This window comes from Erwinia sp. MYb375 (assembly GCF_037479175.1).
In the GTDB taxonomy this organism is placed as follows: domain Bacteria; phylum Pseudomonadota; class Gammaproteobacteria; order Enterobacterales; family Enterobacteriaceae; genus Erwinia; species Erwinia rhapontici.
The window spans coordinates 309,239-323,036 of the sequence record NZ_JBBGZS010000023.1; the positions used below are offsets into that span (position 1 = coordinate 309,239).

Annotated in this window: 14 protein-coding genes; 8 read left to right on the forward strand and 6 right to left on the reverse strand. The window is 55.8% G+C overall.

Features of this window, described 5'->3' with window-relative positions; all coding sequences use genetic code 11:
- Positions 1 to 25: 25 nt before the first annotated feature.
- Entirely contained in the window at positions 26 to 1,198 is a 1,173-nt protein-coding gene (locus WH279_RS14435; protein ID WP_339457478.1) for a GGDEF domain-containing protein, read from the reverse strand.
- A gap of 100 nt (positions 1,199 to 1,298) precedes the next feature.
- Entirely contained in the window at positions 1,299 to 2,756 is a 1,458-nt protein-coding gene (locus tag WH279_RS14440; RefSeq protein WP_339457480.1) for an MFS transporter, read from the reverse strand.
- 109 nt (positions 2,757 to 2,865) lie between these two features.
- On the opposite strand from WH279_RS14440, the gene WH279_RS14445 reads away from it, so the two are divergent.
- A complete protein-coding gene (locus tag WH279_RS14445) occupies positions 2,866 to 3,756 on the forward strand; it encodes a LysR family transcriptional regulator (RefSeq protein ID WP_339458707.1) in 891 nt (296 codons plus the stop codon).
- Positions 3,757 to 3,830: 74 nt separating this feature from the next.
- On the opposite strand, the gene prs is transcribed toward WH279_RS14445, so the two are convergent.
- From prs to lolB, 3 genes are all read right to left on the reverse strand, one after another.
- A complete protein-coding gene (gene prs / locus WH279_RS14450) occupies positions 3,831 to 4,778 on the reverse strand; it encodes a ribose-phosphate diphosphokinase (RefSeq protein WP_085939527.1) in 948 nt (315 codons plus the stop codon).
- Between the two features lie 263 nt (positions 4,779 to 5,041).
- Positions 5,042 to 5,899 carry a 4-(cytidine 5'-diphospho)-2-C-methyl-D-erythritol kinase gene (gene ispE, locus WH279_RS14455; protein WP_200643003.1) on the reverse strand — a complete coding sequence of 286 codons (858 nt, stop codon included), beginning with the start codon at positions 5,897 to 5,899 and terminating at the stop codon, positions 5,042 to 5,044.
- The gene (lolB, locus tag WH279_RS14460) at positions 5,896 to 6,522 is read right to left on the reverse strand and encodes a lipoprotein insertase outer membrane protein LolB (protein WP_339457482.1); all 627 of its coding nucleotides are present in this window, start codon (positions 6,520 to 6,522) and stop codon (positions 5,896 to 5,898) included. Before lolB ends, ispE begins: the two co-directional genes overlap by 4 nt.
- Before the next feature lie 212 nt (positions 6,523 to 6,734).
- Here lolB and hemA point away from each other — a divergent pair, with 212 nt between their 5' ends.
- The 7 genes from hemA to WH279_RS14495 all read left to right on the forward strand — a co-directional run bounded on the left by hemA (position 6,735) and on the right by WH279_RS14495 (position 12,576).
- Complete coding sequence (gene hemA, locus WH279_RS14465) at positions 6,735 to 7,991, forward strand: glutamyl-tRNA reductase (RefSeq protein ID WP_339458710.1); 1,257 nt, start codon at positions 6,735 to 6,737, stop codon at positions 7,989 to 7,991.
- A gap of 39 nt (positions 7,992 to 8,030) precedes the next feature.
- The gene (gene prfA, locus WH279_RS14470) at positions 8,031 to 9,113 is read left to right on the forward strand and encodes a peptide chain release factor 1 (protein WP_339457484.1); all 1,083 of its coding nucleotides are present in this window, start codon (positions 8,031 to 8,033) and stop codon (positions 9,111 to 9,113) included.
- On the forward strand, positions 9,113 to 9,946 hold the full coding sequence (gene prmC, locus WH279_RS14475; RefSeq protein ID WP_339457486.1) for a peptide chain release factor N(5)-glutamine methyltransferase: 834 nt from the start codon (positions 9,113 to 9,115) through the stop codon (positions 9,944 to 9,946). Before prfA ends, prmC begins: the two co-directional genes overlap by 1 nt.
- Positions 9,947 to 9,958: 12 nt before the next feature.
- Positions 9,959 to 10,357, forward strand: a complete 399-nt coding sequence (locus WH279_RS14480; RefSeq protein ID WP_200643007.1) for a SirB2 family protein — start codon at positions 9,959 to 9,961, stop codon at positions 10,355 to 10,357.
- Positions 10,354 to 11,163 carry an invasion regulator SirB1 gene (sirB1, locus tag WH279_RS14485; protein WP_339457489.1) on the forward strand — a complete coding sequence of 270 codons (810 nt, stop codon included), beginning with the start codon at positions 10,354 to 10,356 and terminating at the stop codon, positions 11,161 to 11,163. The genes WH279_RS14480 and sirB1 overlap by 4 nt, the downstream gene beginning before the upstream one ends.
- A gap of 28 nt (positions 11,164 to 11,191) precedes the next feature.
- On the forward strand, positions 11,192 to 12,046 hold the full coding sequence (gene kdsA, locus WH279_RS14490; RefSeq protein WP_133845412.1) for a 3-deoxy-8-phosphooctulonate synthase: 855 nt from the start codon (positions 11,192 to 11,194) through the stop codon (positions 12,044 to 12,046).
- 122 nt (positions 12,047 to 12,168) lie between these two features.
- Positions 12,169 to 12,576: an META domain-containing protein gene (locus tag WH279_RS14495; protein WP_200643009.1), complete on the forward strand. Its 408-nt coding sequence runs from the start codon at positions 12,169 to 12,171 to the stop codon at positions 12,574 to 12,576.
- Positions 12,577 to 12,666: 90 nt separating this feature from the next.
- On the opposite strand, the gene chaA is transcribed toward WH279_RS14495, so the two are convergent.
- The gene (chaA, locus tag WH279_RS14500) at positions 12,667 to 13,758 is read right to left on the reverse strand and encodes a sodium-potassium/proton antiporter ChaA (protein ID WP_339457493.1); all 1,092 of its coding nucleotides are present in this window, start codon (positions 13,756 to 13,758) and stop codon (positions 12,667 to 12,669) included.
- Positions 13,759 to 13,798 lie beyond the last annotated feature (40 nt).

Here is a 13,798-nt window from a genome sequence, read left to right on the forward strand (position 1 = left end):
AAACACACCCGGTGTGTTTCCGGATTTAACTGGCGAAAACACGCCTGACATCCTCATGATTTTCGGCCCCATAGGTTTTAACCTGGTTTCTGCCTGCGGCCTTCGCCTGATATAACGCATCATCTGCCGCCGCCATTAAACTGTCGATAGCATCACGATCGGGCTGGCAGCTTGCCACGCCAATACTCACGCTATAGCTCACGTTCTCGGGGCAAGACCGTTCCACCACGTGGCGAATGCGTTCGGCAATCTGCACGCATTCCCCTTCTGCGCACATCACGACGGCGGCAAACTCTTCACCGCCCAGACGCGCAAAATAGCTATCGGCGGGCAACTGGTGCGTCACTTGTTGGCAAAAATCGGTCAGTACGCGATCGCCTTGCGAATGACCATAGCGATCGTTAATCGATTTAAAGTGGTCGAGGTCAAACAGCATCACCGATAAGGGTTGCTGGCTGCAACTCCAGGTGGCGGTCAGCTGAGCGGTTTTCTCAAACAGTGCGCGGCGATTCCAGGCCCCGGTTAATGGATCAAGCAGTGACGCCTGGCGGTAGATGATCTGCGTACGCTCATTCACCATCGCCATCATGGTAAAGCTCAGGCCAATCACCACCAGGATCGACTCCAGAATGACATACACCGAGAAGGTTGAGCCGCCGATGGCACCATGTACCGGGTTAGGGATCCCGCCGTCCAGTAATGCCCGCACGATATTAAAGCCAAGGTGGATGCTGAGCAGCAACTGGGCAGGCCACCAGGTCACCGGAAGCAGGGGGCGGGAACGATGCAGTTCATACAGCATCGCCGAGGTATAGATAATACACAGCAGGCTGCTGGCCAGAATCCGCAAGGGTAACGAGGTGTAGAAAGAGGGGAACAGACAAAGTATCGCCCATGTAATCATCCCGGGCAGCCACAGCCAGCCTCCTCGCGCCCCGCGCAGCGCACGGAATGCATTCAGTTGCAGACCGTACGCGCATAAGACAAGCAGATTGCCCACCACAATCGGCAGAAACATAAAGCCTGAGCTACGCAGGCTGCTGAGGCCGACAGCGACAATGCTTAACAACAACGAGAGACAGTTAAACCCCAGTACTCTGCTGTACTGCGCTCCGCGCCACGCGAACACCATGATAATGCTGAGAAAAGCCAGCACATAGAGTTCACAGACAAACAGCGTATAAACATCGAGTACCATTTTAGGATTATTCCTGGATAAGCTATCAGAGCAAAATATCACTAATGAATACTTACCAACAGGGGGGCTGAACCGTTACAGTCAAAAAATGAATGTGAAGTCAGGAAAGTGGCCCACGCGCAGGCACCAGACAGCGCCAGATGGCCACGGCACAAAGTAACGTCACGACCATCAGGACCAGCAGTAACTGGTGAAAAGCGGTCTCTGCCAGCGGCAGAAGATCCGGGCTGCTGACATGATAGCTGGCCAACTGACGTGCTTCTTCAAGCGATTTACCCCGGTGTGACAGTTGGCTAACCAGTAACTGGCTGAACAACGTACTGACGCTCGCCAGTGCGACCCCTTCGCCTGCTACGCGCACGGTACTAAAGATACCGGTCGCCATCCCTGCGCGCTGCGGTGGCACCACGCTCACCGATAAATTATCCATCAATCCCCAGGGCAGACCGCTGCCGCTACCGATCATCACCATCGCCAGCAGGGTCAGCGCCAGGGAGCTGTGTGGCGTGACCAGGCTGAGCAGGCCAATACCCGCTGCTGCAAGCACTAAACCCGCACAGCTCACGCGGCCAGGGTGAAAGCGTCGCGTCAGCGCAACGGCAAGAGAGGGAACCACCAGCATCGGCAGCGAGATCGCCAGCATCAGCAATCCGGTGGTCAGGGCGTCATAGCCATAGAAGCCCATAAAGCGCAGTGGCAGCAGCACCAGCAGTACGACAAAGCAGTAGCAGGTGGCGACGGGCAGCAGCTGTACGCCGATAAACCGGCCGTAGCGGAACAGGCTGAGGTCAAGCATCGGGTGTGCACTGCGGCGTTCAATCCAGACAAACAGCAGCGCCACGACCAGCGAGGCCAGCAGCAATCCTTTTGCCAGTGGACCCGCACCGCTGTCAGCCACCTGTAACATTCCCCAGGTAAACAGAGTGAGCGTGGTGCTGAAGCTGATAATCCCCGGCCAGTCCAGCGCACTGGCATCCGGGTTGCGTGATTCTGGTAGGGTACGCATACCGATAACGAGCGCCAGCACGCCGAACAGCGCGCAGCAAAGAAAGACGCTGTGCCAGCCGGCTATGGCCATCAACATACCGGCAATCACCGGCCCGGCCGCCAGACCTACGCCAAAGCTGGTGCCCAGCAGACTGAACGCTCGTGCGCGTTCGGCACCGTCAAAAGCATTCGCCAGCGCCGCACCACCGCCAGCCAGCGCTGCTGCAGCCGCTGCGCCCTGTAGAGCACGTACCACGTCCAGCCAGACGATGGAGGGCACCCAGCCGGTCAGCAACGACAGCACGGTAAAAACGCTGACGCCGCTGATAAACAGGCGTTTACGGCCATAACGGTCGGCCAGTGCACCTGCCGCCATCAGCAGGCTGCCAAAGCTGAGCAGAAACGCGTTGGTGATCCAGCTCAGTGCCAGCGCCGACCCGCCTGTTTGCAGGGCAATGGCCGGGGTGGCGATCACCCCGGCAGAAAAACTCAGGGGCAACATCAGTGCCGCGCTGCACACCGCCAGAATGCTCCAGCGGCTGCTTTGTGCCGTCAGTGTCAGGGAACTCATGGGTACTCTCCGCTTTCTTCCTGTAAAGAAGCAGGATAAATTGGCGTCACAGGGTGATAAACAGGCCGAATGGCCGCAGATAAAGGACATAAAGTCGCGAATGAGTAGCGTGGAAAGTTTGAGTGGACTCAATGCCTTTGTGAAAGCTGCCCAGCTTGGCAGCTTTGTCGCGGCCGCAGAGCGGCTGAGCGTCTCGGCATCGGCCATCGGGAAAAGCGTGGCGCGACTGGAGGCCAGCCTTGGGGTAAGTCTGTTTAATCGCAGCACACGTAGCCTGAGTCTGACAGAGGAAGGCCTGCTGTTTTTTGAACGCAGCCAGCGCATTGTGATGGAGCTGGAAGAGGCGGAACAGGAGCTGTCAAGGCTGATGGCGGCCCCGCGCGGGCGGCTGCGTCTGAGTTTTCCGGCGATTGGTTATCGTCTGCTCCTGCCGTTGTTGCCGGGTTTCACCGCCCGCTATCCGGAAATTGAGCTGGATCTCGACTTTAACGATCGGCTGGTGGAGGTTATCGGGGAAGGGTATGACGCGGTTCTGCGCAGTGGCGAATTTGCCGATTCGCGGCTGAAGGCGCGGCGGCTGGGCGGTTTTCGCTTTCGTCTGGTGGGCGCAACGGACTATTTCGAACGACACGGCGTACCGCAGGTGCCGCAGGACCTGACGCAGCATGCCTGCCTGCAGTATCGTTTTTCTGGCAATGGTCAGCTTCAGCCCTGGCAGTTTAACGGCGCTGACGAGCGTACACTCTCGCTGGCCGGACCGCTGGTGTTTAATAATCTTGAAGCGCAGATCTCAGCCGCACGCCGGGGGCTGGGGCTGATCTACGTGCCGGATTTTGCAGTGACGGAATACCTGGAAAGCGGAGAGCTGCAAAGCGTGCTGGATGAACACATTAGCGCAGGGGGGCAATTTTCGCTGCTCTGGCCGGGGAACCGGCATCTGCTGCCCAAATTGCGGGTGCTGATTGACTATCTGGCAGAGCATATCGCATTGAGCAAATAAAAAAGGGACAGGCGTTAACCTGTCCCTCTTATGCAGCATGGCCTGGCGGGGCTGACCGCCAGGTCACGCCACGATCAATGCTCAAACATCGCAGAAATAGATTCTTCGTTGCTGATGCGACGGATCGCTTCAGCCAGCATGCCTGACAGCGTCAGGGTACGCACATTTGGCAGGGCTTTGATCTCTTCTGGCAGCGGAATGGTATCGCACACCACGACTTCATCAATCACCGAGTTACGCAGGTTTTCGACCGCGTTACCGGAGAAGATAGGGTGAGTCGCATAAGCGAATACGCGTTTAGCGCCACGTTCTTTCAGCGCTTCAGCGGCTTTACACAGCGTGCCACCGGTATCGATCATATCGTCAACCAGCACGCAGTCACGGCCAGCAACATCACCGATGATGTGCATCACCTGAGAGACGTTGGCGCGTGGACGGCGTTTGTCGATGATCGCCATATCGGTATCGTTCAGCAGTTTAGCAATAGCACGTGCACGAACCACACCACCGATGTCCGGGGAAACCACAATCGGGTTCACCAGGCCAATCTGCAGCATATCTTCGAGCAGGATCGGGCTACCAAATACGTTATCAACCGGGACGTCAAAGAAACCCTGAATCTGTTCAGCATGCAGATCCACAGTCAAAACGCGGTCAACACCAACGCTGGAGAGAAAATCGGCAACCACTTTGGCAGTAATAGGGACACGGGCGGAACGCACGCGGCGGTCCTGACGTGCATAACCAAAGTAAGGGATAACCGCAGTAATACGACCCGCGGAAGCACGACGCAGGGCATCTACCATCACAACCAGTTCCATCAGGTTGTCATTGGTGGGGGCACAGGTGGACTGGATGATGAAAATATCACCACCGCGTACATTTTCGTTAATTTGTACGCTCACTTCACCATCACTGAAACGACCGACGGCGGCGTCGCCCAGGCTGGTGTAAAGGCGGTTGGCAATACGTTGTGCTAGTTCCGGGGTGGCGTTACCAGCAAAAAGCTTCATATCAGGCACGAGAAGAACCTCAGGCTTTGCGTCCAGAGAATGAAATACCATAAATCGCACTGGGCGGTATACGACTTATGCTTTCATACGGGTGTCTTAACCCTGCATTCTTGACGCCGTAGCGGCGTTGGCTGCATGTATTCACCCCGGTCACTTATTCAAGCAAGCTCCCGGTGACTCATCCACTTGCCGCCTTGCCACAGCGCCAATAGCTTGGGTTATATCAGAGCAGTCGTGCAGCGTCTGGAACAGGTGACACTGTCACATCAACTCTATTGCTCTGAAAGGGTGCGGTGCAGTGGCGAAACGTTAACGCCTCGCGCAACAAACCCCTGCAACCCCTTCGGAGCCAGCTCAAGCACCTGTCTTGCGGCGTACTCGGTGTCAAATTCTGCAAACACACAAGCACCCGTTCCAGTCAGGCGCGACGGCGCGTATTCTAGCAGCCAGGAAACAAGCTGTTCAACCTCGCGAAAACGATTTCTTACTGCTGCCTCACAATCATTGCGGAATTCGGCTGCTAATAAGGCGCTTATTTCCCTTTTTGGCGTGTTTCTGGTCAATTCAGGATCGTTAAATACGACGGGTGTCGCCACGCTGACACCGGGATGCATCACCAGATACCATTTTTCTTGCGGCGAAACCGGTGTCAGCTGCTCACCGACCCCTTCAGCAAAGGCAGAAAATCCGCGCACAAAGACAGGCACGTCGGCACCCAGTTGCAGGCCAAGATCGGCAAGTTGTTCAAAACTGAAACCGGTTTGCCATAAGTGATTGAGTGCCACCAGTACGGTGGCCGCGTTAGAGGAGCCTCCGCCCAGTCCACCGCCCATAGGTAACCGCTTCTCAACCGCCAGAGTGGCACCTGCGCTGGCGGGCAGCACGCCCTGATCCAGCGCCCGTTCGCGCAGCAGTTGCGCGGCACGGACGATCAGGTTCTGTTCATCAGGCACGCCATCGACGGGGGTCAGCAGGCGCAATTCACCCTGATTGTTGGTTTCAATTTTCAGCGTGTCACCATAATCCAGAAACTGAAACAGCGTCTGGAGGTCATGGTAGCCGTCAGCGCGGCGGCCGGTGATGTAGAGAAACAGATTCAGTTTTGCCGGGGCAGGCCAGGTTGTGATCATTTTACGGTCCAGCTATCCATCTTCAGCTTAATACGCTGGTCGCCTTCACGCAGTTCGAGATTCGACGGTAGCGCTGGATTCTGCTTACTGTCGTAGCCCTGATAGGTCACTTTCCACTGTTTACCGTCCTGGCTGTAGTTCACTTCGCGCAGCCGGTACTGGTCATCCAGGGTGAAATCGGTGGCATCGCCCGGCAGGCCAAGGATCCACTGGCGCAGGTTATCCAGCGGGATACTCATGCCCGTGAGCTGAGAAATCATTTTTGCCGCATCGTTGCTGACATAGCGCTTGCCTTTATTGTCAACAATCTGTGCAACTTGTCCTTGCTGGTCAAGCTGCAGCTCTGTGCTGCCCAGTGGATTAGTCAACAGCAGGCGATAGCGATCCGCTGCGGTCTGTTGCCAGTTGTAGCGGGCATAGACTTTTTGACGATCGGAAAGGTAGGCAAAGGCGCCACGCGTCTGGTACTGAGTGATTTTTTCCACCGCTTGCTGATGGTCACGCCATTGCGGGGACGTCGGGCTTTGGCCCGGAGTTTGCGCTGGTTCGTTAAGAACACACCCGGTGAGCAGCAGGGCGGCAAGGGGAAGAAGCCGCAGCAGGCGGCGATTCGACGATAACATGTTCAGGTCAGCTCCTAAGACTCAGTTCGCAATTAACCGCCCACGCTAACCAGCTAAAACGGCGGCGTCAATGCTCAAATTGTCTCATTTGACTGGCAAGAGGTATATCTTGTTACAGGGATAGGCGAAGCATGGCTTTTATTGATCTCGCTCATCTTGTAGAATGCGCCACACAAAACCCTGACAACTGTGGGATTAACCCAACCTGCACCATGACGTTACTGGCTCTCGGCATCAATCACAAAACGGCACCTGTGTCTCTGCGCGAACGCGTGACGTTCTCGCCGGATCAGCTGGAACAGGCGCTCTCTAGCCTGTTGGCGCAGCCGCTGGTTCAGGGCGGCGTTGTGCTGTCTACCTGTAACCGTACCGAGTTGTACCTGAGCGTCGAACAGCAGGAAAACCTGCAGGAACAGCTGGTGACCTGGCTCTGTGATTACCACAAGCTCAGCGTCGATGAAGTGCGCAAAAGCCTCTACTGGCATCATGATAACGACGCCGTCAGCCACCTGATGCGTGTCGCCAGCGGGCTGGATTCCCTGGTGCTGGGCGAACCTCAAATTCTTGGCCAGGTTAAAAAGGCGTTTGCTGATTCCCAGCGCGGTCACTCGCTCTCCAGCGAACTGGAGCGCATGTTCCAGAAATCGTTCTCCGTGGCCAAACGCGTGCGTACTGAAACCGAAATCGGTGCCAGTGCCGTCTCCGTGGCGTTTGCTGCCTGTACGCTGGCACGCCAGATCTTCGAATCCCTCTCCACGGTTAACGTGCTGCTGGTAGGCGCGGGTGAAACCATTGAACTGGCTGCCCGTCATCTGCATCAGCATAAGGTGAAGAAGTTGATGATCGCCAACCGTACCCGCGAACGTGCGCAAGCGCTGGCAGATGAGGTCGGAGCTGAAGTCATCAGTCTGCCGGAAATCGATTCCCGACTGGCGGAAGCCGACATCATTATCAGTTCTACAGCCAGCCCGTTGCCGATTATCGGTAAGGGGATGGTGGAGCGTGCGCTTAAACAACGCCGCAATCAGCCTATGCTGCTGGTGGATATTGCCGTACCGCGTGACGTGGAGCCGGAAGTGGGTAAATTGCCCAATGCCTATCTCTATAGCGTTGATGACCTGCAGGCAATTATTGAAAGCAATATGGCCCAGCGCCAGGCGGCGGCCGTGCAGGCTGAAACCATCGTGGTGCAGGAAAGCAGCGAGTTTATGTCCTGGCTACGGGCCCAGAGCGCAGTTGAGACTATCCGCGATTACCGCTCACAGGCGGAACAGGTGCGTGCTGAACTGGAAGCGCGTGCCATAGCGGCCCTGCAACAGGGAGGTAACGCTGAAGAGGTGTTGCGCGACCTGGCCCATAAGCTGACCAACCGTTTGATCCACGCTCCTACCAAATCTCTTCAGCTGGCCGCACGCGACGGCGATGGCGAACGCCTGCAAATTTTACGCGACAGCCTCGGGCTGGATTAGCGTTTCAAGCCTCTTTTCTTACAAGGTAAAAGACTACGAATGAAGCCTTCTATTGTTGCCAAACTGGAAGCCTTGCAGGAGCGCCACGAAGAAGTGGAGGCGATGCTGGGCGATGCCGGAGTGATTGCCGATCAGGAACGTTTTCGTGCACTCTCCCGCGAATATGCCCAGCTTACCGACGTCAGCCAGTGTTTCCGTCAGTGGCAGCAAACCCAGGAAGATATCGAAACCGCTGAAATGATGCTCAGTGACCTGGAAATGCGTGAGATGGCTCAGGAAGAGCTGAAAGAAGCCCGTGCCGCCAGTGACGTGCTGGAGCAACAGTTGCAGGTCCTGCTGTTGCCGAAAGATCCGGATGACGAACGTAACTGCTATCTGGAAGTGCGTGCCGGCACCGGTGGCGACGAAGCCGCCATTTTCGCCGGCGATCTGTTCCGGATGTACAGCCGTTATGCGGAGTCAAAACGCTGGAAAGTGGAAGTGATGAGCGCTAACGAAGGCGAGCATGGCGGTTATAAAGAAATTATCGCCAAAGTGATCGGCGAAGGTGCTTATGGCCGCCTGAAGTTCGAATCTGGCGGCCACCGTGTGCAGCGTGTGCCAGAGACGGAATCACAGGGGCGCATCCACACCTCAGCCTGTACGGTTGCGGTGATGCCAGAACTGCCGGAAGCCGAACTGCCGGATATCAATCCGTCTGATTTGAAAATCGATACGTTCCGCTCCTCCGGGGCCGGTGGCCAGCACGTTAACACCACCGATTCCGCCATCCGTATTACCCACTTGCCCACCGGCATCGTGGTCGAGTGCCAGGATGAACGTTCACAGCATAAAAACAAAGCGAAAGCGCTGGGCGTGCTGGGTTCGCGTATCCGTGCTGCCGAAATGGCACGTCGTCAACAGGAAGAGTCCTCTACCCGCCGTAACTTGCTTGGCACCGGTGACCGCTCTGATAGAAACCGTACCTATAACTTCCCGCAGGGCCGCATTACAGACCACCGTATCAACCTGACCATTTACCGTCTGGATGATGCGATGGAAGGGAAGCTGGACGCGCTGATTGAGCCTGTGGTTCAGGAGCACCAGGCGGATCAGCTGGCCGCACTCGCCGGGCAGGATTAATGCAGATCCGTGTCTGGCTGCGTAACGCGGTCGCTCAGTTGCCGGACAGTGACAGCCCGAAACGCGATGCTGAGATTCTGCTGGGGAAAGTGCTCGGTAAATCCCGCGCCTGGCTGATCGCCTTTGATGATGCCACGCTGGATGACGCGCAGCTTGCGCAGCTGGATGCGCTGCTGGCACGCCGTGCCGCTGGGGAGCCGGTGGCCTATCTGACAGGGGAACGTGAGTTCTGGTCACTGCCGCTGACGGTATCGCCCGACACGTTGATCCCCCGCCCGGATAGCGAAGTGCTGGTGGAGCAGGCGCTCGCGCGTCTGCCTGCTGAGCCTTGCGAGGTGTTGGATCTCGGTACCGGCACCGGGGCGATTGCCCTGGCGCTGGCCAGCGAACGCACCGATTGCCAGGTTACGGGCGTGGATCGTATTCCTGCCGCAGTGGCGCTGGCGCAGCACAATGCCAGCAAGCTGGCGCTGTCAAATACCCGGTTTTTGCAAAGCCACTGGTTTTCTGCCCTCGAAGGACAACAGTTTGCGCTGATTGTCAGTAATCCCCCCTATATTGATGCCGATGACCACCATCTTTCGCAGGGCGACGTCCGTTTTGAACCCACCAGTGCGCTGGTGGCAGGCGATCACGGCCTGGCCGATATCCGGATCATTGCCGCAGAAGCAGGGCGCTATTTACAGGATAGCGGCTGGTTATTACTGGAACACGGCTGGCAGCAGGGCGAACACGTCAGGAAAATTTTGCGCGAAAACAGCTTCCATGCAGTGGAAACCTGTCAGGATTATGGCGGCAACGACCGCGTAACCGTCGGGCAAAGAAAAAGATAATAAGGAATTTATATGGCCGCCTGGTACTTCCCGCTAAAACATTTTCATCTGTTAACCGTGGCGATCACCGCACTGATGTTTGTGCTGCGCTTCTACTGGTTCCAGACCCATTCTTCGATGCTGCAACGCCGCTGGGTGCGCATCGTACCCCATTTAAATGACACGCTTCTGTTACTGTCGGGCGGGTTACTGGTCGGCATAACGCATTTTTACCCGTTCAGCCCACAAGGTGCCTGGCTGACGGAGAAGCTGTTTGGCGTTATTATCTATATCGCGCTGGGTTTTATTGCCCTCGGACGCCGTCCGCGCGCGCAAAAAATACGCTGGATAGCGTTTATGGTGGCGTTAATCGCCCTTGTGGTCATCGTGAAACTTGCCACAACTAAAATGCCACTGCTGGGGTTTGTATGACGTCTATCGCTGATTTTGATTTTACCGCCGGAACGTTGAGTGACGCGGTGATTACGGCATCGCTGGCTGTCCGCCGCGACTTTCCGGCTGAAGATGTCAGCGCGCGTTTAGCTGCGCTGGTTGCCGAAGCGCGTGCTGAAATTCCGTCAGAACTTGCCGCTGATTTACAGCTTGAGCAATTGATCACCCTGTTCTGGGGCCGCTGGGGTTTTGGCGGCGCGAGCGGTGTTTATCGGTTGTCTGACACGTTGTGGCTGGACAATGTATTGCGTACCCGTCAGGGTACCGCCGTGTCGCTGGGGGTCATTTTTCTGCACATTGCGGATCAGCTCGACCTGCCGATGATGCCCGTGATTTTTACGACACAGCTGATTCTACGAGCAGACTGGATCGATGAAGATATGTGGCTCATCAATCCCTTTGATGGTGAAACCCTGGATGAACACCAGCTGGAAGTGTGGCTTCAGGGCAATATCGGGCCAGGGACCGAGCTGTATGATGACGATCTGCAGGAAGCCGAGCCGCTGATGGTGTTGCGCAAGATGCTCGACACCCTGAAGTCCGCGTTGATGGATGAGAAACAGATGGAGATGGCGCTGCACGTCAGCCAGGTGCTGGTGCAGATGGACCCGGAAGACCCGTATGAAATCCGCGATCGCGGTCTGATTTTTGCCCAGCTCGAGTGCGAACATGTGGCCCTCAATGATTTAACCTATTTTGTTGAGCAGTGCCCGGAAGACCCCATCAGCGAGATGATTAAAGTCCAGATCCACTCAATTGAACAGAAACAGATTACCCTTCACTAACTGAAGTGAACTCTATAAAGGCGAAGACATGAAACAAAAAGTGGTTAACATTGGTGATATCAAGGTCGCTAACGATCTGCCGTTCGTCCTGTTTGGTGGTATGAACGTGCTGGAGTCGCGTGATTTGGCGATGCGCATTTGTGAACACTACGTCACTGTGACCCAGAAACTGGGCATTCCTTATGTGTTCAAAGCCTCATTTGATAAAGCTAACCGCTCTTCCATTCACTCGTATCGTGGCCCGGGCCTGGAAGAAGGCATGAAAATCTTCCAGGAAATCAAACAGGCTTTCGGCGTGAAAATTATCACCGACGTCCATGAAGCCAGCCAGGCGCAGGCCGTGGCCGATGTGGTGGATGTGATTCAGTTACCGGCCTTCCTCGCACGTCAGACCGACCTGGTTGAAGCGATGGCGAAAACCGGTGCGGTGATCAACGTGAAGAAACCTCAGTTCGTCAGCCCGGGCCAGATGGGTAACATCGTTGATAAATTCGCTGAAGGCGGCAACGACAAAGTGATCCTGTGCGATCGCGGTGCCAACTTCGGTTATGACAACCTGGTGGTCGACATGCTTGGCTTCAATGTGATGAAGCAGGTCTCTAACGGTAGCCCGGTGATCTTTGACGTAACCCACGCATTGCAGTGCCGTGATCCGATGGGCAGCGCGTCCAGTGGTCGTCGTGCGCAGGTGTCTGAGCTGGCGCGTGCGGGGATGGCAGTAGGTATTGCCGGTCTGTTTATTGAAGCCCACCCGGACCCGGCAAACGCCAAGTGTGACGGTCCGTCTGCACTGCCGCTGGATAAACTGGAACCCTTCCTGGTTCAGATGAAAGCGATCGATGATTTGGTGAAAAGCTTCGCTGAACTCGATACCAGCAACTAAGCTCGTTTCATCCTCAAAACGGGCCAGAACACTGGCTCGTTTTCTCTGCGCACTATTCTTCAACCCGCCTGAATCTACAGTGTTTTTGACCTACAATGGAAAGTACATAAAAAGGAGTTCCTATGAAAAAAACGTTTGTTTTGCTACTGGGTGCAATCGCGCTCAATGGTTGCAGCCAGACCCCTCACCCTGATGCCGGGCAGTTAGCAAACCGTCTGTTTGCGCTCAGTGCTGTTGATGGTCAGACCGTAAAATCTCATGAAGGGATGAAACCGGGGATCGGCTTTAATGACAGCCTCCGGGTCAATGGCGTGATGTGTAATCGTTTCTTCGGGCAGGGGCATATTGAGCAGGGGCGACTGACTGTACCGATGCTGGCATCGACGAAAATGCTGTGCAGCGATCCATTGCTTAATCAGTGGGAACAGACGTTATCGGTGGTGCTGACGAAAGGGGCGGAGGTGACGTTGACTGAACAAACGCTGACGCTGACGGGAAGTGGGCATACGCTGGAGTATACCGCGCAGTAACGCGGAGCTGACCCGTGTGGCACGCCATCAGCACGGGTCGACCGGAAAAACGGTCGACCCCTACAGAAACGACAGCCCGTCTACTTATCTTTACAGCATTATCGTCATCAGATAGGCAATGAACAGCGCCAGATGGGCGGCACCATTCAACACATTTGTGCGTCCGGTCGAAAACGAAATCTGACACAGCAACAGCGCGGCAATCATCACCACCATCTGCGGCGGTTCAAGGCCAAAGATCAGCTGCTGCCCCGTCAGTGTCGCTATCAGCGTCACCGCCGGTACCGTCAGAGAAATGGTCGCCAGTACGGAGCCAAAGAACAGGTTCATTGCGCGCTGCACCTGGTTTGCCAGCACCGCTTTAATCGCACCCAATCCTTCAGGGGAGAGGATCAGTAACGCCACCAGGAAACCGGTGAATTGTTCCGGTGCTTTCAACTCAGTCAGCAATGACTCCAGCGTATTCGCATTCATCTTAGTGACGGCAATCACCGCGACCAGATGGACCACTAACCAGATGGTGTGCCTGGTGCTGGAATGCGCCGATGGCTTGCCATGATGCGGGTCATCGCCCTCATCTTCATGCTCATAAACAAACAGACTCTGATGCGTTTTGGTCTGAATCAGCAGGAATACCCAGTACATCGCGGCTGAAATCCCGGAAACCAGCAGCGCCTGTCCAATGGAAAAGTTACCGCCGGGCAGGGCATTCGGAAACACCAGTACAATAATGCCAAGCGGAAAAATCGCGATAAGATACTGTTTGACCCCGGCCAGATTCACATACTGCGTGGCGAATTTACGCCCACCCAGCAACAGGGCAAAGCCCACCAGGCCACAGGTCACAATCATAATGATGGAGTAGAGGGTATCGCGCATCAGTGCCGGGGCAGCGTCGCCGGTCGCCATCAGCGCGGATATCAGACTCACTTCAAGAATAACAACGGAAAGGCTCAGTATTAGCGAGCCGTAAGGTTCGCCCAGACGATGTGCCAGGACGTCCGCATGACGTACCACGCTGAAGGCGCTGCTGAGGATGGCAATAAGGGCTATCAGGTTGATGCCGATGACCAGTGGCAGGGAATCTGTTGTGCCCCAGAACCACAAAATGATCAGAGCGATGACAGGGAAGGTAAGGGAATACTCGGTGTGGCGGGTTTTACTGCTCTCGTGCGCACTCATAGGCAAACGCTCCTTATCTGTATCCTGTTGGCCTGGAATT